At 63.6% G+C, this 19,255-nt stretch carries 19 protein-coding genes and 1 pseudogene; 6 read left to right on the top strand and 14 right to left on the bottom strand.

The window, feature by feature from the left end; all coding sequences use genetic code 11:
* Window positions 1–204: 204 nt before the first annotated feature.
* Window positions 205–1,200 carry an inositol 2-dehydrogenase gene (iolG, locus tag ABCN56_RS12100; RefSeq protein WP_343081044.1) on the bottom strand — a complete coding sequence of 332 codons (996 nt, stop codon included), beginning with the start codon at window positions 1,198–1,200 and terminating at the stop codon, window positions 205–207.
* Between the two features lie 299 nt (window positions 1,201–1,499).
* Between iolG and ABCN56_RS12095 the strand changes: the two genes are divergently transcribed.
* A complete protein-coding gene (locus ABCN56_RS12095; RefSeq protein WP_343081043.1) occupies window positions 1,500–1,775 on the top strand; it encodes a hypothetical protein in 276 nt (91 codons plus the stop codon).
* On the opposite strand, the gene ABCN56_RS12090 is transcribed toward ABCN56_RS12095, so the two are convergent.
* The 10 genes from ABCN56_RS12090 to ABCN56_RS12045 all read right to left on the bottom strand — a co-directional run bounded on the left by ABCN56_RS12090 (window position 1,756) and on the right by ABCN56_RS12045 (window position 10,852).
* A complete protein-coding gene (locus ABCN56_RS12090; RefSeq protein WP_343081042.1) occupies window positions 1,756–2,580 on the bottom strand; it encodes a 3-methyl-2-oxobutanoate hydroxymethyltransferase in 825 nt (274 codons plus the stop codon). The genes ABCN56_RS12095 and ABCN56_RS12090 overlap by 20 nt on opposite strands.
* A gap of 14 nt (window positions 2,581–2,594) precedes the next feature.
* Window positions 2,595–3,374: a TIM barrel protein gene (locus ABCN56_RS12085; RefSeq protein ID WP_343081041.1), complete on the bottom strand. Its 780-nt coding sequence runs from the start codon at window positions 3,372–3,374 to the stop codon at window positions 2,595–2,597.
* A 6-nt stretch (window positions 3,375–3,380) separates the two neighbouring features.
* Window positions 3,381–3,689, bottom strand: coding sequence for a MocE family 2Fe-2S type ferredoxin (locus ABCN56_RS12080; RefSeq protein WP_343081040.1), 309 nt, complete (start codon window positions 3,687–3,689; stop codon window positions 3,381–3,383).
* Window positions 3,690–3,699: 10 nt separating this feature from the next.
* Complete coding sequence (locus tag ABCN56_RS12075; protein ID WP_343081039.1) at window positions 3,700–4,659, bottom strand: sugar phosphate isomerase/epimerase family protein; 960 nt, start codon at window positions 4,657–4,659, stop codon at window positions 3,700–3,702.
* Complete coding sequence (locus tag ABCN56_RS12070; RefSeq protein ID WP_343081038.1) at window positions 4,656–5,660, bottom strand: Gfo/Idh/MocA family oxidoreductase; 1,005 nt, start codon at window positions 5,658–5,660, stop codon at window positions 4,656–4,658. Before ABCN56_RS12070 ends, ABCN56_RS12075 begins: the two co-directional genes overlap by 4 nt.
* Before the next feature lie 98 nt (window positions 5,661–5,758).
* Window positions 5,759–6,583, bottom strand: a complete 825-nt coding sequence (locus tag ABCN56_RS12065) for an ATP-binding cassette domain-containing protein (protein WP_343081037.1) — start codon at window positions 6,581–6,583, stop codon at window positions 5,759–5,761.
* A gap of 10 nt (window positions 6,584–6,593) precedes the next feature.
* The gene (locus tag ABCN56_RS12060) at window positions 6,594–7,586 is read right to left on the bottom strand and encodes an ABC transporter permease (RefSeq protein ID WP_343081036.1); all 993 of its coding nucleotides are present in this window, start codon (window positions 7,584–7,586) and stop codon (window positions 6,594–6,596) included.
* A gap of 10 nt (window positions 7,587–7,596) precedes the next feature.
* Window positions 7,597–8,571 carry an ABC transporter permease gene (locus ABCN56_RS12055; RefSeq protein WP_343081035.1) on the bottom strand — a complete coding sequence of 325 codons (975 nt, stop codon included), beginning with the start codon at window positions 8,569–8,571 and terminating at the stop codon, window positions 7,597–7,599.
* 191 nt (window positions 8,572–8,762) lie between these two features.
* Window positions 8,763–9,725, bottom strand: a complete 963-nt coding sequence (locus ABCN56_RS12050; RefSeq protein ID WP_343081034.1) for a substrate-binding domain-containing protein — start codon at window positions 9,723–9,725, stop codon at window positions 8,763–8,765.
* 104 nt (window positions 9,726–9,829) lie between these two features.
* Complete coding sequence (locus ABCN56_RS12045; RefSeq protein ID WP_343081033.1) at window positions 9,830–10,852, bottom strand: sterol desaturase family protein; 1,023 nt, start codon at window positions 10,850–10,852, stop codon at window positions 9,830–9,832.
* A gap of 179 nt (window positions 10,853–11,031) precedes the next feature.
* Between ABCN56_RS12045 and ABCN56_RS12040 the strand changes: the two genes are divergently transcribed.
* Both ABCN56_RS12040 and ABCN56_RS12035 read left to right on the top strand, forming a co-directional pair.
* Window positions 11,032–12,060 (top strand): LacI family DNA-binding transcriptional regulator, encoded by a 1,029-nt coding sequence (locus tag ABCN56_RS12040; protein ID WP_343081032.1) that lies wholly within the window; start codon window positions 11,032–11,034, stop codon window positions 12,058–12,060.
* A gap of 285 nt (window positions 12,061–12,345) precedes the next feature.
* Window positions 12,346–13,344 carry a sterol desaturase family protein gene (locus ABCN56_RS12035; protein WP_343081031.1) on the top strand — a complete coding sequence of 333 codons (999 nt, stop codon included), beginning with the start codon at window positions 12,346–12,348 and terminating at the stop codon, window positions 13,342–13,344.
* A 220-nt stretch (window positions 13,345–13,564) separates the two neighbouring features.
* On the opposite strand, the gene ABCN56_RS12030 is transcribed toward ABCN56_RS12035, so the two are convergent.
* A complete protein-coding gene (locus ABCN56_RS12030; RefSeq protein ID WP_343081030.1) occupies window positions 13,565–14,953 on the bottom strand; it encodes an SLC13 family permease in 1,389 nt (462 codons plus the stop codon).
* Between the two features lie 385 nt (window positions 14,954–15,338).
* On the opposite strand from ABCN56_RS12030, the pseudogene ABCN56_RS12025 reads away from it, so the two are divergent.
* The 3 genes and pseudogenes from ABCN56_RS12025 to ABCN56_RS12015 form a co-directional block, all read left to right on the top strand.
* Window positions 15,339–15,575: pseudogene (locus ABCN56_RS12025) on the top strand (DUF1330 domain-containing protein); the annotation flags it as partial.
* 342 nt (window positions 15,576–15,917) lie between these two features.
* Entirely contained in the window at window positions 15,918–17,213 is a 1,296-nt protein-coding gene (locus ABCN56_RS12020) for a sulfite oxidase (protein ID WP_343081029.1), read from the top strand.
* Between the two features lie 55 nt (window positions 17,214–17,268).
* Window positions 17,269–17,979 carry a c-type cytochrome gene (locus ABCN56_RS12015; RefSeq protein WP_343081028.1) on the top strand — a complete coding sequence of 237 codons (711 nt, stop codon included), beginning with the start codon at window positions 17,269–17,271 and terminating at the stop codon, window positions 17,977–17,979.
* Window positions 17,980–17,998: 19 nt separating this feature from the next.
* Here ABCN56_RS12015 and ABCN56_RS12010 read toward each other — a convergent pair whose 3' ends face one another.
* Both ABCN56_RS12010 and ABCN56_RS12005 read right to left on the bottom strand, forming a co-directional pair.
* Complete coding sequence (locus tag ABCN56_RS12010) at window positions 17,999–18,724, bottom strand: anti-sigma factor family protein (protein WP_343081027.1); 726 nt, start codon at window positions 18,722–18,724, stop codon at window positions 17,999–18,001.
* A complete protein-coding gene (locus ABCN56_RS12005) occupies window positions 18,721–19,236 on the bottom strand; it encodes an RNA polymerase sigma factor (protein WP_343081026.1) in 516 nt (171 codons plus the stop codon). The genes ABCN56_RS12010 and ABCN56_RS12005 overlap by 4 nt, the downstream gene beginning before the upstream one ends.
* Between the last annotated feature and the right edge of the window lie 19 nt (window positions 19,237–19,255).

The following is a 19,255-nucleotide window of genomic DNA, read 5'->3' as shown; positions in this document are numbered from 1 at the left end:
GTATCCATCGACCTCTATCCATCGACCTCGGCCGGCAATGGCCGGAAAGTCGAAAACCGACTCTCTCCAGGACGATGGGATCGATTGTTCCGGTCGCCAGTTCCAGCAGCTGAACCTGTCCGTCACGAAGAGCCAAGACTGGCTCCTCAGTGGCCTTGCAGAATGGCCGGGCCGCCGTCAGGACGGACCGGCCCAGATCTCGGACTAGATGCTGTCCAGCCGAACCGGTGCGCCACTTTGCGCCGAGAGCGTGGCGGCTTCGGCCATGGCAAGCGCCGCAACACCGTCGTCGAGGGTCACGGGAAGGGGGCCGCCGCTCGTCACCGCTTCCACGAAGGCGTACCATTCCGCCGCATATGCCGGCATGTAGCGCTCAAGGAAGAAGTAGGTCGGCTTGGCCCCGGTGACGCCGTTGACCGTGGATTTGACAACGGTGTTTTCGAGCATGTTCTGCGCCTGAAGAAGCCCTTCGGACCCCAGAAGCTCGACACGCTGGTCATAGCCATAGACCGCGCGGCGCGAGTTATTGATGACGGCGATACGGCCGTCGGCATAGGTCAGCGTGACCACCGCCGTGTCGACGTCGCCCGCCGCGCCGATCTCGGGATCGACGATGGAAGATCCCACCGCGGACACCGACACCGGCGCTTCTCCCATGATGAAGTTCGCCATGTCGAAGTCATGGATCATCATGTCCCGGAAGAGACCGCCCGAGACCTTGATGTAGGCGACCGGCGGCGGGGCCGGGTCGAAGGAGGTGATCGCCAGCAACTCGGGTTTGCCGATCTCGCCCGCTTCAAGCGCCGCCTTGAGCGCCCCGAAGTTCGGGTCGAACCGGCGGTTGAAGCCGATCATCACCGGCTTGCCGTTCGCCGCCGCGACTTTCTGGCAGGCACGGGCGCGTTCGAGGCTCAGGTCCACCGGCTTTTCACAGAGAACGGCCTTGCCCGCAGCGGTCGCGCGCTCGATCAGGTCGGAATGGGTATCCGTCGAGGTCGCGATCAGGACCGCGTCAATGGCCGGATCGGCGATGATAGCGTCGGTGTCCCGCGCCTCGGCGCCATACTGGGCGGCCAGCTTTTCTGCGGCAGCCTGGTTGATGTCCGACACGGCGACAAGCGTGCTGCCGGGATGCGACGAGATCGCCGTCGCATGAACACCGGCGATGCGGCCAGCACCGAGAAGTCCGACTTTGAGCATTTCGTTCAGCCTTTCAGGTATGGATCAAAGAGCCTCGGGGGCAGAGGGAAATCGACCGCCCCTCTTGCGCGCTCTGGCGCGCGGCATCGAGGACGGCGAGGGTTCGGGCGCCCTCTTCGGCCGTCACGGGTGGTCGTGCACCGGGCGCTCGCCGGCGAAGATGTCCTGAGCCTGCACGTCGGTCGTGGATGACGTGTAGCTGCCAGGATCTCCGTAAGCCCGGAACTCATGGGCTTCGATGTGGTCGAGCTTGCTGGCCGAGACATGGCTGCGTGCGCACCGTCCTGGTCCATTCGCGAATGCACGCGCCAGATCCTGCCGGGCCGACCATCCTTCACGAGCTTGCAGAGCGTCTGCGTGTCTGCGTCGTACCGGCGGTTCTGATACACCCCTGGCACGACACCCTTCGTTTTCGCCGCGGCATCGAGTTCCATCGCGCCCTCGGCGTTCGGCGCGAAGGGCTTGTCGGCGATCACGTGCACGCCGGCGGCGATGAAGGGCTTGTGGAAGTGACGCCCTTCGGTCCCGTAACCGACGACCCCGATCCGCATGCTCTCAGCCCTTCGCCGCCTTGAGGAAGGCGTCGAACTCATCGTCCCCGATCAGGACGGTGTGTTCCGGCGCGGGATATCCGCCGGAATCGACGTCTGCCCTGAACTCCTTGAACGCGGCGATGCGTTCGTTCTGCAGGCGCTCGAGCTCGGGCGCGAAGTTCCGGTAGACCTTGCCGTGGCGCGGCTTGTGGTTCTTGCCGTAGCCGCAGACGTCTTCGGTGAAGAGGTACTGCGCATCGGCGTATTTGCCCGCGCCCATGCCCAGCATCAGAAGCGAGGAATTCTCGGACAGGAATCTTGCCACGCGGTCCGGCACCACTTCGAGTTCGGCACCGAAGACGCCGATTTCCTCGAGTTTCTGCGTGTGCCGCCACAACGCCAGCGCCTCGTTCGAGGTCTTGCCCACGGCGCGCCAGCCGGTCCAGCTGATGTAGGACGGGATCAGACCGATATGGCCGACCACGGGGATGTGGTTGTCGGCGAGGGTCTTCTGGATGTCATAGGAGGCCGAGCAGTAGAACGCATCGCCGCCGAAGCCGGCATAATGGAACGCGGCGCGCAGGTAGTCTTCCGCCGTCGCGAGGGGCCGGCCGTTGAAGCTGCCCCACCCGCCGTAAGGCAGGCCGACCTGGACAAAGCAGTCGCCCGCGGCCTCGCGCATTTCCGGGCCCCAGAAACGGCCTTCGATGGACAGCATGTGGATGCCCGCCGCGCTTGCCGCGGCGGCCTCTTCGAGCGTCGTGACATAGAGCATGGAGATCTTCTCGCCACGCTTCTTCATGTTCCGGAGGTCCTCGACGTGAGGACGGTTGTGATACATGCCCATTCCCTTCTCCCCGTTCAGAGCGTGAACGCAGCGCGGAAGGCTTCCAGCGCCGCTTCCGGGTCGTCGGCGGCGAAGGCTTCCATGCCTACCGGACCGGCGTAGCCCATTTCCTTCAGGGCCTTCGCGACGCCTGCATAGTTGATCTCGCCCGTGCCCGGCTCGCAGCGGCCGGGATTGTCCGCCACCTGGACCTCGCCGATCCACGGCAGGCACTTCTTGCACCAGCGCACGAGATCGCCCTCGCCGATCTGGGTGTGGTAGAGGTCGAGGTTGATCCGGAGCTGTGGACGATCGACAGCAGAGACGAGCGCCAGGACGTCCCCCGTGGACCCGAACGGGCAGCCCGGGTGGTCAAGAAGGTTGAGGTTCTCCAGCGTGAAGACCACACCCTCTTCTTCGGCCATGTCGCAGATGCGGTTCAACGTATCGCGCGCCTTCAGCCACATGGCGCCCGTGACCACGTCGTGCTGCCAGATCGGGATGCCACCGTCGCCGAGGCCCGTGCCGTGCAGATTGAGACGCTGGACCCCAAGGCGCTTGCCCACCTGCGCCGTCTCACGCGCGGACCTGAGAAGCATCTGGGCGCCATCGTCATCCGCCAGACGGCCCTCGAGGTAACCGTTCATGATCGTGAAGGTGGCGCCGGTTCTTTCCAGCGCGTCCAGATCATGCGCGGGCCAGTTCCAGAGGCCGACCCCAAAGCCCATCTCTTTCAGCCGGCTCGCCCGCCAGTCGATCGGTTTGTCCTGCCAGAGCATTTCCGCGCAGGCGGCGAGGGAGAAATGTTGCGTCATTTTCCGTCAGATCTCGATCATGACCCGGCCGTTCTCGACCCTGGTGGCATAGGTGTGGAGGTTCTCGCAGGCCGGGGGCGTCTCGACCTCGCCGGTGGTGACGTCGAAGATGCTCGAATGCTTGGGGCACTCGATGGTGTTCTCGACCACCATCCCGTCGGCAAGATGCACATCCTCGTGCGTGCAATGCCCATCGGTGCAGTAGTATTGGTCCTGGTGGTTGCGGACGATGATGAAGGTCCGGCCGCCGTGATCGAAACGGATCACGTCTTCGGCGTCGATGTCATCGGTGGAACAGGCGTCGATCCAGGGCATGGGTCCCCCTTCAGATGTCTTGTGGTTTGAAATCGGAAGGAGCCACGGGCATGACCCCCTTGAGGAGCGTGACGGATTTCTCCAGCCCCTCGAGACTGTTCAGAAGCACGTCCTCGTGCTCGATCGACAGCCAGCCGTCGTAGCCCGCCATCTTGAGCCGGTAGCAGAACTGCCGCCACCATTCCTCGCCGTGCCCGAAGCCGAGCGTGATGTAGGACCAGCTGCGGGCCGGGATGTTCATGAGGGAGCCGTTTTCCAGAAGCGAGGTCGTCGCCTGCACGGGTGCGTTCATGAACGTGTCCTTGGCGTGGACGTGGTAGACCGCCTCGCCCAGTGCCTCGGCGGCGACCAGCGGGTCCGCTCCCATCCAGAAGAGGTGCGAAGGGTCGAGGTTCGCCCCGACGACGGGCCCGACCGCTTCGCGCAGTTTCTTGAGGGAGGGAACGTTGTAGACGCACTGGTTTCCATGGAGTTCGAGCGCGATGCGCTCGACGCCGCACTCCCTGGCCAGCGCGACGATTTCGCTCCAGAACGGGAGGAGCCTCTCCTCCCACTGGTATTTCAGGATGGCCTGCGTCTCCGGCGGCCAGGATGACACGACCCAGTTCGGCATCGTGTCGGTGGCGTTGCCGGCGGGAAGGCCCGACATGGTGCAGACCGTCTTGATGCCGAGCTCGCCCGCCACGCGGATCGTGTTCTTCAGCCCCTCGCCCTGCGCCGGATCGGTCGGGTGCAACGGATTGCCGTTTGCGTTGAGGCTGATCACCTCGAGCCCGCGGTCGCCAAACGCCTTCAGGAAGGCTTTCTGCGCCGAGGCGTTGCCCAACATGCCCTTCAGATCGAAATGCGGCGCTGTGGACCAGCCACAGGTGTTCACCTCGACGCCCGAGACGCCCATGCGGGCGGCCTGGTCAAGCATCGCCTCGAACGACAGGCCGCCGAGGCTGTCGGATACGAACCCCAGTTTCATGCATAGAACTCCGGCTTTGCGATCATCTCGACAGCGACCTTGCGGCCCTCTTGCAGCGCCTTGACGCCCGCTTCGGCAACGATGGCCGCGCAATAGCCGTCCCAGCTGCTCGAAGCGATGGCCGGGAACTGGCCCGTTTCGACGAAGCGCACGAAGGCGTGGTTCTGGCGGCGGTACGCCTCGGCATAGCGGCCGCGCCAGTCGGCGTCGTAGCGCGTGCTTTGCGACAACGCCCTGTCGAGGCGCGAATAGGCCACGTTGTTCATGGCGATCGAGCCCTTTTCACCGACCAGCTCGGCGCGCACGTCGTAGCCATAGGCAGCGTTGTTGTTGATCTCGATGCTGACAAGTTGCCCGTCGGTGGTCTCCAGAACCATGACGACCGGGGCGACCAGCGCGTCGGAGCGCCGCGGCTGGTAGGCCGAGATCGTCGCGTACTCGGTGTCCAGAACGTGGCGCACCACGTCGAATTCGTGCGGAGCCGAGTTCGTGATGGCCATCGCGCCAGTGAAATCGGCGGCGGGCGTTTCCACGTTGCGGTGGAAGTTGTGCATCATCAGGGCACGGCCCAGCGTGCCTTCGGACAGCGCCTGCTTCATCTCGACATAGGACTGGTCGTAACGGCGCATGAAGCCCACCTGGACGAACTTTTCGCCCGCCTTCTGTTCGGCCTCCATCACCTCGAGGCATTCCGCCGAGGACTGCGACAGCGGCTTCTCGCAAAGCACCTTCTTGCCGGCCCTGATGCAGGCCATCGACAGCGGCGCATGGGTGAAATCGGGGCTTGCCACGATAACCGCGTCCACGTCGGCGCGCGCGATCACCGCTTCGGGGTCCGTGGCGGCATCCGCCGCTCCACAGGCATCGGCGACGTTGCGCGCCCGGCCCGCGTCCATGTCGCACACGACCTGCAACGCGGCGCCGGGCAGGTTCCCCGCCACGATCCGGGCGTGGTCGGCCCCCATGATTCCCGCACCTATGACGGCAATACGGACAGTCATCTCTGTTCCCTTTCTTTGGGTTGACCGGCGACCCGGCCCAGGCCGGGTCGCCGCGGGAGGAGAAGGGGACGCAAAGCACCCCCTCAAGGGAGAAGCTATCAGTGCCTGGGCGGCGGTGGATGGCCTTCGTGGGTATTCATGTAGCCTTCGATCTCGGATTCGAGGCCAGCCATGGTTTCACCGCCCGCCATCAGGTCGGTGATTTCTTCCCGGGTCTTTTCACCCTTGCGGAAATCTGCGGCGATGGCACCACGGATGAGCACCGCGAAGTGATCGCCGACGGCCATCGCGTGCATCACCTGGTGGGTGATGAAGATCACCGCCAGGCCACGGCGCTTTGCCTCGTTCACGATGCGCAGCACATGGGCGGCCTGCTTCACGCCGAGCGCGGCGGTCGGCTCGTCAAGGATCAGCACGCGCGCGCCGAAATGCACCGCGCGGGCAATTGCGAGCGACTGGCGCTCGCCACCAGACAGGCCGCCGACCAGCCGGTCGCCGTCGTCGATCCGGGTGATGCCGAAGTCCTGAACCGCCTTGATGGCGATCCGGTTGGCCGTCTTGCGGTCGAATACCTTGAAGGGCCCCCAGCCCTTGGTCGGCTCCACGCCCACGAAGAAAGAGCGGCCGATGCTCATCAGCGGGAAGGTGCCGCCGAACTGGTGCACCGTGGCGATGCCGCGGTCTGCGGCATCCTTCGGCCGGTCGAACGCGACGGGCTGACCATCCATCAGGATCTCGCCGCGCGTCGGCTTGTGCACGCCGGCCAGCGTCTTGATCAGCGTCGACTTGCCGGCGCCGTTGTCTCCCAGAAGGCAGAGCACTTCGCCCTTGTTCACCTTGAGCGAGATTTCGTGCAGCACGTCTATGGGGCCAAAGCTCTTGTCGACGTTGCGCAGTTCTATGACTGGTGTCGTTTCCGACATTTTCAGGTCCTCACTTTTTCCTTGAGGTCGACGCGCTCGTCGCCATGCTGCGGAAGCTCTCGTTCATCGCTACCGCGATCAGGAGCATCACGCCGATGATCAGGTTCGACCAGTTGCGGTCGATGTCGGTGAAGTAGATCCCCTGGCTCACGATCGCGAAGGTCAGCGTCCCGAAGAAGATCCCCACGACCGACCCGAAGCCCCCCGTCAGCAGCACGCCGCCGACGACGACGCTGACGATCGTGTTGAAGATGTAGTTCATGCCGCCTGACACCTGCGCCGAATTGAACAGGATTGCCTGGCACATGCCGACGAAGGCGGCAGATGTGGCCGACAGGACGAACAGGATGATTGTCATCCGGTCGACCGGGATGCCGCAATTGCGGGCGCTTTCGCGGTCGCCTCCCATGGCGAAGAGCCAGTTGCCGTAGCGGCTCTGATGGACGACGAATGCGTAGACCGCAGCGATAAGGATCCACCAGAAGATGATGATCTGATGACTGCCGCCGATCAGCCGGCCGAAGATGAATTTCGACCACTCCGGCGCGGTCAGCGCCACGCTGGCGTCGCCGGTCAGGAGCTTCGAGGCCGACAGGACGACCCCCTGCATCGCAACCAGCGTGCCGAGGGTGATGATCAACGAGGGCACTGTCGTGCGGATGGTGAGAATGCCGTTCACGAGGCCCACGACCACCCCGACCGCCAGTGCGCCGGCCATGCCGTAGATGATCGGCAACTCGTAATACCCGGAGATGATCGCCGTGGTCATGGAACCCGCCGGGATCATCGCTCCGATCGAGATGTCCAGTTCGCCCGAGATCATCAGCAACCCGACCGGTATGGCGACGATGCCGAGATTGGCCGCGAAATTGACCCAACTCGCCGCACCTGCAAGCTTGCCGAGTTCGACCCCCCCGAAGATCACGTAGAACAGGACCACCCCGACGAGGCTCAATACCGAGGCGGCAGCGGGACGGCGGACAAGGGATGTGATCAGATCCATGATTGAGTTCTCACTTCTTCTTCGCCGAATAGCTCAGCGCCAGCGCGCGGAAGGTGTCGTTGGACAGAACGGCCGCCAACAGGAGGGCGCCGATGATGACGGAGCCGATGTTGGGGTCGAGTCCGGAAAAGAAGATGCCCTGGTTCACGATGGCGAACGTGACCGTGCCGGTGACGATGCCGATCACCGAACCCGAACCGCCGGTCAGCAGCACGCCACCGATCACCACGCACATGATCGAGTTGAAGATGAAGGACTGTCCGGTCGCGACCTGCGCGCTTTGGTAGGTCATCAGTTGCAGGATGCCGACGAAGGCGGCGGCAAAGCCCGAAAGCATGTAGAGCGCCACGGTCAGCTGGCGGGTCGGAATGCCCGCGTTTCGTGCACTTTCCCGATCGCCGCCGATCGCGAAAATCCAGTTCCCGACCGGAGACACGTGCAGAAGAAAGAAGACTGAAACAACGAAGGCAGCCCACCAGAACATCGAGACGTTGAACATCCCGCCGATGAAGGTGCCGAGGATCAGCTTCGTGAAGGCATCGGGGACCAGAGAGACACTCGTGGAGCCAACAATCAGCACGGCAAAGCCAAGCGTCAGGCCCATGACCCCGAACATCGTGCCGATGGTGACGATAAGCGAGGGGATCCTCGTGCGTGTGACCAGATATCCGTTGACGAAGCCGACGAGCAGTCCGGTGCCCAGTCCGCACGCGATCCCGACGGGGGCCGGCAGGCCATAATGGCCCGACACGATGGCCGCAGTCATCGAGGATGCCGGAATGACGGAGCCGACCGAGATATCAAGCTCGCCGGCGATCATCAGAAGGCCGACGGGAAGCGCGACGATGCCCACCTCTGCCGCAATGTTGAGCCAGCTGGACCAACCGGGTGCACCAGTGAAGACCGCGCCCCCGAGAAATGCGAAGAATGCATAGACGACGACCAAACCGACGAAGGACCCGGCCTCGGGCCGTCTGGCGAGCATGCTGAGCGACAAACCTGAAGCGCGGCCCTCTGATCGTATGGACATCTGGCTATTCCCTTTTGCGGCAGTCGGCTCGCGCGTCGCGCGACGGACGAGTGCATTCCGTCGGCGGAGCCCGCTGGAACCGAGTAGCAAGCTCACGGCGTTCTGTCCGCCCGCCGCCTCATGTGCGGCGGGCGGAAGCATGGGTCTCAGCGTGCGCCCGCCTTGACGCCTGCGATAACGAGTTCGACGTTGCTCGCATCGATGACGCCCGGGCCCGTAAGGATCTCCCGGGTCGGGATCGTCACGCCGTAGTTGACGAAGTTGTTCAGGATCGACACGGCGAAGAAGCCCTGCTGGTAGCCCTGCTGATCGATCGCGCAGGCTTGGGTGCCCTGCTGGATGTTGTTCAGGATCGAGTCGTTGAAGTTCATCCCGCAGACGTGAACCTGACCGGCTTTGCCGGCCTGAGCGACACCGCTCACCGTCGCGTTCGTGTCGCCGTCGCCGATGGCGAACATGGCGTCGATGTCCGGGTTCTGCAGCAGGTGCGCACGGACAGCCTGCGCAACCGCGGTGGCATCACCGAAGGCCGTGGCGGGAAGCTGAAGAACCGACCCGGTGCCACCGCCGGCGGCAAGACCGTCATTGAAACCGTTGCAGAAGGCTTCGATGTTGGCCGCGCCGGGGAGCGTGTTGACGCAGGCACCGTTCTTGTGGCCCGCGTTGGAGAGGTACTCGCCGCCCGCGTAGCCGGACTTGTAGTCCACGGCGCCGACGTAGTTCATCGCGCCCAGGCGGTCAGCCGCCTCGATGCCTCCGGCGTTGTAGATGACCAGGGGTATCCCGGCAGCCACGACGGCCTCGAATGCCGGGTCCATCGCCTCGGGCACCCAGTCCGGTCCAACAATGGCGTCGGCGCCCTGGTCGATGGCCTGACGGATCAGTTCCGCAGCATCGGGTCCGAGGTTGTCGTAGTTCTGGGGGCCAAGCCAGGTGACCGAGCCGCCTTGGGCCTCGGCAACCTTGCCAGCATCTTCGGCGCCCATCTTGACGCGCGACCAGAACGGATCGTCGGGCTTGCCACCGATGACGAAGATGTCCGCGGCCATCGCGTTCGTCGCGATGATGGCCGTCGTCGCTGCGGCAACAAACGTCTTGCTCAGTTTCATTTTCAGGTTTCCTCCCTGGTGGTTGGCGCCGCTACCGTGCGCCGATTGAAAACTTTGGGGATTTCTGCCCGGCCGCGCCTCCTCGACCGACCGGGCGTATATCGTCACTCGGCCGCGGTGTTTGCCGCCTTCCTGGCGTTCGCGCGCTCTTTCTTCTTCCGGAAGCGTTCCTTCATCCGCTCGTCGGCTTCCTTCGTACCGTCGTGCCAGGTGCCGAACCACTTATCGAGCGGGATCACCCCGTCGCCGCCGTAGTTCACCTCGAAGTACTTGTGGTGCAGGTAGTGGGTGTAGGCGTGGCTATCCATCGCGCGCTCGTCGGTCAGTTCGAGCTTGTCGAAGCCGATGTGCCCGACGACCGCGCCATAGGCCGTGCTCGTCAGCTGGAACATGGCGACGAAGGGGTTCGACGGGATCAGGAGGTGCCACATCATCTCGGAGAAGAAGAAGGCGGCTTCGACGGGATGCATCGACATCGACGACCACGGGCTCGGGTTGATCGAGTTGTGGTGGACCGAGTGGATCCACTTGTAGAGCGCGCCCTGGTGGATCAGCCAATGCCCGCAGAAGAAATGCACCTCGTGGATCGCGGGGGCGAGGAAGATCAGGATGGCGAGCCACAGCCAGTGGCTTTCAGGGCTGAGCCAGAGCGCGTAGCCGTTGGCGAAGCACCACAGCGTGAACACCTCGATCAGGGTCCACAGCGGGATCGAGATCAGGAACGTGCGCAGGAAGTTGTCGATGTTCTGGCTCTTGAACCAGAAAACGTCGGACGGGTTGTCGGCCGGGAACTTGTGGTTGTACTTGAACCGCGTGCCCTGCTTGCGCTTGATGTAGTAGAAGAACTCGATCGAGCCGTAGAACAGGAAGATGCCCCCGGCGTTCACGGCATAGAGCCAGAGGCCCCAGCCCCACGACATGGTCTTCATGGTGTCCCACTCGGGCAGGACGAAGTACCAGTAGGCCAGCGTCACCAGCATGAAGATCGTGTTGTGCGGCCAGATGTAGCCGACCAGCCACTTCCCGATCTCGCCAAACTTGCCGGTCCAGAAAGGCGCGACTTCCAGCGGCTTGTTCGGGGCCCAGTTCCCACGCTTGTCGCGGGTCCCAAACTTGAGATCGTCCATGTGACAGCTCCTCTCAATCATTGCCGCCACGACTGTGAGTCAGGTGCGGCGAGACGTCGCAACTGAATGACCGTTTGACATAGATCAAATCAAGCCTAAGACTGTCCGAAAGAGATTTTCATTTCATTTTGCCTCATATTGGCAGAAGACATGAAACAAAATGAAGGCATTGCCAGATGGTGGCACGACCGACAATCAAGGATCTTGCGGAGGCGGCCGGCGTTTCGGTCTCGACGGTGAACCGCGTCATTCACGAGGCCGGAGCGGTTCGGCGGCCCACCCGGGAGCGTGTTCTTCATGCCGCTGAAAAGATTGGGTTTTATGGCCTTGGATCGATCGAACGTTCGATCCTCGACAGCCGGGAAACGCATCGCTTGGGCATCCTGCTGCAGCAAGGCGGCCGGGCCTTCTATCGCGATCTGGGCGAAGCCTTGCGGCGCGCGGCGCGCGAGTTTTCGGATGGCAAGGTGGAGCTGTCACTGGAATTCCTGGACGATTTGTCTCCGGACAATGTCTCAAACCGACTGACGGCCCTGGGGACAAATTGCGAATCCGTAGCTCTGGTTGCGGCGGAGCATCCGCTGGTCTCCGATGCGATCGATTCCCTGATCCGCAAGGGCGTCCCGGTCGCGGGCCTGATCGCGCCTCTGACGGCGCGCGGAAGCGTGGGCTACGTCGGGCTGGACAACTGGAAGGTCGGGCGAACGGCCGCCTGGGCATTCGACAAGATGTGCAAGGCCCCCGGCGAGATCGGCATCCTCGTCGGGAACCACAGGTACCGGAACCAGGAACTCAACGAGAGCGGATTCCGATCATACTTCCGCGAGCATAACTCGGGCTTCACCTTGCTTGAACCACTGTCGACCTATGAATCGGCGGCCGTCGCGAGAGAGATGACGGAGCAGCTTTTCGCCGAACACCCCGACATGTGCGGGCTCTTCATATCAGGGGGCGGCATCACCGGTGCACTCGCCGCAATACGGAGCTGCAAACCCAGGGAGGGCTTCGTGAGCGTCGGATACGAGCTGATCGAACCGACGCGGTCGGGCTTGATCGATGGGTCCCTCACGATGGTGATTTCACACCCGATGGAAGCGCTGGCGAAGGAGACGATCGCGACTCTGGTGAAATCCAAGCGGTCCGGTCCCGACGCCGGGGCGCTGACGGTTAACCTCGGGTTCGAGATCTACACTTCGGAAAATGTCTGATTGTGGTCACGGTGTTGCCGATGCCCGGAAACTGGACAACCCCTGCAATGGAATTGGCGCGCGAGGCTTGGTCCTGCGCGGCCGGCGGTTCGCAACCCGACGACTTGAGGCGGTTAAGGCGATCCTTCCCCTGACTTCCACCAGATCGTCCTGGCCGACATGCGGGGACGGACGGCGTATCGTCAGGAAGAGGGTGGAAGGCCCAGGCAAACTCTGGCGCGAACAGAGTGCCGTGATCGAATTTCGGGTCCGGCAACGGCCCCCGAACCCAGGACATGTGGCGCAATGGATGACCTGAAGCACGGAACTCGGAACAGGCGCGGCGACTGGTCGCCGAACGAACCGCTGAAGGTGGGCCCGTTGCTGGACTGGCCGTGGAGCCCGCTGCGGATCCTGAAATGGCTTCCCGGCTATTTCCTGCCCTGGAACGCCGTGTTCATGGGACTTGCGGCGACGTTCTGGGTCTGGCTGACTCCGGCGCGCCAGACGCTGCAGTCTCTCGAACCGGGTTGGATCGCGTATATCCTGCTGCGCAACTCGGCCCTGATCGTCCTTCTCTACGGTGCGTTGGAACTGCGCCTCTATGTGAAACGGCGCCAGGGAACGCATTTCAAGTACAACGGCAAGTTCCCGTCCGACCACCCGTCCGACGTCTTCATGTTCAAGAGCCAGAACATCGACAACATCATCCGGACCTTTGCCACCGGCCTGCCGATCTGGACCGCCTATGAGGTACTGCTGCTCTGGGCCTGGGCCAACGGATATGGCCCTTGGACCGCCTTTGGTGACAGCCTTTGGTGGCTGGCGGCGCTGGCCCTTGTCCTGCCCCTGTTCCACGAGGCGCATTTCTACTGCATCCACCGGCTTATCCACGTTCCGGTGCTCTACAAGTGGGTGCACTCGGTGCACCACAACTCGGTCAACCCGAGCCCCTGGTCGTCACTGTCGATGCACCCGGTTGAACATCTTCTGTACTGGTCCGGGACCCTGATCCACATCCTCCTGCCCTCGCACCCGCTGCTCGTGCTCTACCACCTGCAGATCAGCGGCACCGGCGCGGTCATCGGCCATATCGGCTTCGACAAGATCGAGACCGGCGAAGACACGGCGATCGACACACACGCCTATGCCCACTACCTGCACCACAAGTACTTCGAGGTGAACTACGCCGACGGGATGCTGCCGATCGACAAGTGGATGGGAACCTGGCACGATGGCACGGCCGAGGCGCAACAGCGGATGAACGAGCGCTTCAAGAAAAAGAAGGCGCGAATGAATTCGTAGTACTCGGGCACTTCACCACCGGGCTTCGTCCCTGAACGCCTGTCCACGTCCGAGACCGCGTCCCATTCGTAGTGGGCCGCTTTCCGGACATCGCCCCGCCTTGAGGTCAGGGTCAGGACGCATCGATCGGCCTGAAGCAGTCGCTTGCGGCCCCGAGGGCCTCGGCTTGCGGGCGGTCCAGTGTGGAATCTTCCGGGGCCGATGAGCTTCGGGCCGCGGATCAGCCAAAGAAAAATGGCCCCAAGACCGAGCTCATCCCCACGGCAACCAGTATCCCGATGACATCAAGCGGAGCGCCGGCGCGAAGCATATCGCTGCGCGTGACGGCCGGGTTGGCAAACACGATCGCGTTGGGCGGCGTCGCGACAGGAAGCATGAACCCGATTGAGGCCGAAAACGCCACAGGCAGCATGAAGACAACGGGATCGACGTTCAGAGACGTTGCGGCCGCTCCGGCGATCGGCAGGAAGATTGCTGCCATCGCGGTATTGCTGGCCAGTTCGCCGATGAAGACCACGAGCGCGGCGATGACGAGAAGAAACAAGAGTTCCGGCAGGTGGGCAAGTCCTTGGATGGTTCCACCTATCCAGGCGGCGAGATCGGTCTGGTCCAGGATTCCGGCCAGCGCCAGCCCCCCGCCAAAGAGAACCAGCACGTCCCAACGCAACGTCGCCGCCGTCTCCCAATCGAGCAATTGCCCACCATTCCCGGAGGGCACGAGGAAGAGGGTCATCGCGGCCAGCATGGCAATGCCCGCGTCCGTGAGCACGATAGCGGGAAAGAACCACTCGATCAGCGGCCGGGAGATCCATGCCAGCGCCGTCAGGCCGGCGATGAGCGCCACGCGACGCTCCGCAATGCTCATGGCTTTCTGGCGGCCATCAAAGGACGCTGCAAGTTCACGCCGATCCAGCCCGGGCGTGAGGCGTGCCAGGACAAGCCAGGAGAGCCCCAACAGGATCACCGCGACAGGCACCCCGACCGCGGCCCACTGCGCGAAACCCACGTCGAGCGAATAGGCCGTGCTGACATAGGCGGCGAAGATCGCATTCGGGGGCGTTCCTATCAACGACCCCATACCGCCAATCGTGGCGGCGAACGCGACGCCAAGCATCAGCGCCGTTCCGAACGCCGGTCGATCGCTCTGCGATGCGGCGATCGAGCCGGCGATCGGCGCAACCACCATCGCCGACGCCGTATTGCTTATCCAAAGACTTAAGAAAGCCGTCGTCAGCATGATCGCCGCGAGGACACGACCGGGGCTCTTTCCGGCGACACCCAGAAGGGTAAAAGCCAGCCGCTGATGCAGCCCGGATTTCTCGATCGCCTTCGCCAGCAGGAAGCCTCCGAGAAAGAGAATGATCAGGGGGTGGCTGTAGGACCGGGCAACATCGCCGAGATCCGCGATCCCCAGAACCGGCGCCGCGGCAAGCGGCAGAAGCGCCGTGGCGGCAAGTGGCAATGCCTCGGCAAGCCACCAAAGCGCCATGGCGAGCGCGAGACCCGATGCCAGCCAGGCGGCGTCGGCCATGCCGTCCGGCGCCGGCAGGAAGACAGGCGCGATCAACAGCAACAAACCTGCAATTCTTGCCAGCGGCTTCAGTTTCATGCCTGCAGATTAGCAGCGTCGGATCGGGAGAACAGCCTCGTGATCCAGCCGCTCCACAAGCCTCCGTTCGAACTCCGCGGCCGTGAAACCGAGGCGCGAAGTCCCGACGGCGGACATGACGGGCCGCCGCTCGGCATCCATGGCCGGTGGTCAGAGTCCAGAAAGGTCGGAAGGGGGACACTCGACATGATGATCTCGAATGCCCAGTTCGCGGCCGTCGCTTTGTTTCGACTGCGAACGGTCAACTGATCATGCTGGTCGCTCCTGTCACCGATGCCCCTATTCTGCAGCGCGATACCCTTTTCTTTCCTGGGAGAATTTCCATGAGCGCCCACCTGATTCATGATGTCGAAATTCACGATCCGCGCACCTTCCGCGCACCTACGGTGAGTTCATGGAGCGCGTGAAGCCTCTCGCTGAGTCACTTGGTGGTCAGTACCTGGTCCGGGGCGGCTCTCATGAAGTTCTGGAAGACGACTGGAAACCGACCAGGCTTGTCCTGCTGGAGTTTCTGCACATCGAGACCGCTCGAAAGCTCTTTAGCAGCGATGAATATGCCCCACTGAAACACTTGCGCCAGAGTTGTTCCTCAGGCCATGTCGTGATTGTCGAAGGGCTATGACGTCGGGCCGGTTCGGCCGTCGGCGCTTCGATTTCGACACAGATTTGGGTCCGCACCGAGCGCGAAGCGAGCGCGCGGCGGATGTTCTGCTGTCTCGCCTGAGCCATATCGGCGTTCCCGTCGACAACCAGCCTGTCCGCTTCGCCACGATCACGGCCAAGGACGCCTGATCCGGTCAGAGCAGAGCCGAGGGATCTCCACGGCGATGCGTGGCATGACGCGCGCTTTGAACCTGACGGCGTTACCGGAATCTTGCCGCCACGGAATAGAACGCCCGTCTGAGACGTTATTCAATCAGCGCACATCAAGTGCGCCGTGCGAAAAACAAACGGGAGGAACACCATGGCCCACGACGGCAACGGCACAAAGGATCTGAGAAAACTCTTCGCGGAGGACCCCGAAGCGGCGGATCTCGAGGTCTTCGGGCGGCGGTCCCACCCGGACCGGCGGGGGTTCCTCAAAGGCGCCGGGCTGGCGACGATGGGTGCCGCAGTCGGGATGACCATACCGTTCCACCGCAACATTCCCCAAGGCTTCATCCCCGCCGCTTTCGCGCAGGACAACGTCCTGGCCGGGAAGGACGGTCTCACACTGCTCAACGACCGCCCGGTGAATGCCGAGACCCCGCCGGAACTTCTCGATGACGCGATCACGCCCACGAACCGTCACTTCGTCCGCAACAACGGGCTCGTGCCGGACGATACGAGCGCGGACAACTGGACCCTGACGGTCGACGGCCTGGTCGACAACCCAATGGAGATGTCCATCGCCGACCTCCAGAACCAGTTCGAAGTCGTGACGATGGCGCTTACCATCGAATGCGGAGGCAACGGGCGCGCCTTCTTCGACCCTCCGGCAAGCGGCAACCAGTGGACTTACGGCGCCGTGGCCTGCTCGGAATGGACAGGCGTGCGGCTGAAGGACGTTCTGGAAGCCGCGGGCGTGAAGGACGGTGTCGTCTATACCGCCCATTACGGTGCGGATGCCCATCTTTCCGGCGACGCGTCAAAGCTGCCGATCTCGCGCGGGGTGCCCATCGAGAAGGCCCTGACGGACAACATCCTCATCGCCTTCCGGATGAACGGCGAGGACCTTCATCCCATGAACGGCGCGCCGCTGCGGCTGGTCGTGCCCGGCTGGCCGGGGTCCTGTTCGCAGAAATGGCTGCGGCGGATCGAGTTGCGCGACGTCGTCCATGACGGCCCGAAGATGACCGGGACCTCCTACCGGGTTCCCGCCTATCCGGTCGCGCCGGGCACCGATGTTCCGGAGGAGGATTTCCAGATCATCGAACGCATGCCGGTCAAGTCGCTGATCACCTTCCCGGCGAATGGCGCCGAGATCGGGATGGCGAGCGAGGTTCGCGGGCACGCCTGGTCGGGTGACCGCAGCATCGATCGCCTGGACATCTCGATCGACTTCGGCGCGACGTGGCAAAGCGCCGAGCTTGACGCGCCAGCCAACAGCGGCGCGTGGCAGAACTGGCGCTCGAACGTCACCTTCCCGCAGGCCGGATACTACGAGGTCTGGGCGCGGGCGACCGACAGCGCGGGCGAGATGCAGCCCTTCGCCATCGACTGGAACCCGAAAGGGTACCTGAACAACACGATGCACCGCGTCGGCCTGAAGGTTGGTTGATCGAAGCGGTGGCGGCCTCAGGGCCGCCACCCTTTTCCCCTGTCTGGAGCATTCAATGAATTACGCTGGGATTTCCGCCGTGATGGTCGCGGTGGCCATTTCCTTTGCCACGTCCGCAGAGGCTCAGACCGTCGAAGAGCGCATGGCCGCGGCCAGCGCCGAGGCGGGCGAAGCCGTCTTCCGCAAGTGCATGGCATGCCACACGGTCGAGAAGGATGGCGGCAACCGCGTCGGGCCGAACCTCTATGGCGTGGTCGGCGGCCCAAAGGCCGCGACTGAAGGATTCCGCTATTCCCCGACCATCGCCGAGGCCGGGGGCACCTGGTCGCTGGAGGAACTCGATGCCTTTCTTGAAAACCCGCGCAAGGCGATGCCGGGGACCCGCATGACTTTCGCCGGGCTGCGGGACCCTCAGGACCGGGCGAACGTCATCGCCTATCTGAACGCGCACTCCGACGAGCCGCTCGAATTGGCGGAAGGCGGCGCGCCGGCCTCCGGCGACGGGACTGCAGAAGAGCGCGAGGAGGATTTCGGCCTGCTCGTCACGGGGGAAGGCGTAGAGGAGACCTACTACACCTGCACGGCCTGTCACTCGGAGATGATCGTCGCCCAGCAGGGCAAGACGCGCGAGAACTGGGACAAGCTCTTCGACTGGATGATCGAGGAGCAGGGGATGGCCGAGCTTCCGCAAGAGGAACGCGATGTCATCCTCGACTACCTGGCCGAACACTACAACACGGACAGGCCGAACTTCCCCCGTCGCTGATCGCGGCGCCGCGAGGGGCTCAGGCGCAGGGCACGGCGTCGCGCGTCGCCTCGCGGACCGCGACGAGCGTGCCGTCGTCCGGGCGATCAATGCGCGTGTGTTCCCGCAAGAGGCTCGCAATCGAATCGAACCGCCCCCGATCCATCCCGACCGCGATCAGCGTGTAATGGAACTCGGCATCGTTCCATTCATCGGTCAGAAGGCCCTCTTGCGGTCGGATCGGATCCGGCGCGGCGGCATGCGCGCCGAATGTCAGGCGGCAGTCGTTCACGCCGGCGTAATGAAGGTAGAACTCCCGCTCCACGTCGCCCGCCATGTCGACGAGCGTGAGGTTCGCCGAGGACAAGTCGGGCTGCTGGCCGATCCATTTCGACACCGGGACCGCGCCGGCGCCCTCGCGGACATCGTATCGCTTTGCGACGAAGGCGTTGTGCCAGTCGAGAGGCGCGCGCGGATCGTCAGGGGCGGACCCCATGACCAGGCCGCCGATCAGGATCGCGGCGGTCGCGACGGCCGCGGCGACGGTACGCCACGGGCGCCGTTTCCTCGTCGCCTTGCTTGCGTGCGATGCCGTCTCGGGCCTCAGCGCGCGCAGCGCCGACGAGACCTCGCGGATCTCCTCGAGTGCCTGCCGAAGCTCGGGATCCTTCGCGAGACGCGCGCGAAAGCGCTCTGCCTCCTCGGGTTCGAGTTCGCCGTCATGGAAGGCATTCGCGCGTTCGAGATCAGAATCGGACAAAGTCATTCACTGGCATTCCCGCTACGTCTCTTGGTGCCCACCGCGCGGTCCCTGTCCACTTCCATGCGAAGCGCGTGGCGCGCACGGCTCAGCCTGCTCATCACGGTGCCACGCGCAATCCCTATTATATCGGCTGCTTCGGAATACCGCAGGCCCATGATGTCCACCAGGAAGAGAATCTCGCGCTTCTCGGGCGGCAGCCGCTCGTAGGCCAGCCGAAGCAAGACGTCGCGCGCGTGGTCCGCGACCGTGCCCATGACGGAATATCGACGTTTCTCGGACGCGATATATTCCCTGCGGACACGCCATTTCCGCAATTCGTCGTAGTGAAGGTTCCGGATGACCCGGAACATCCAGGGTCTGAGTTCGGAGAGCGCGACGGGAACGTTGGGCGCCCTTAGGGTCCGCTCGATCGCGTCCTGTACAAGGTCCTCGGCGGTATCTGAATGCGAGTCGAGCGAGCGCGCATATGCGCGCAGTTCCGGCAACAGGGCTTCGAGCTGTGTCGGCGAGGCCATTCGGCAATATAGGTCCGAT

Source organism: Ostreiculturibacter nitratireducens, from assembly GCF_032670585.1.
Classification (GTDB): Bacteria; Pseudomonadota; Alphaproteobacteria; order Rhodobacterales; family Rhodobacteraceae; genus Ostreiculturibacter; species Ostreiculturibacter nitratireducens.
This window is presented reverse-complemented; position numbering and strand designations above follow the sequence as displayed.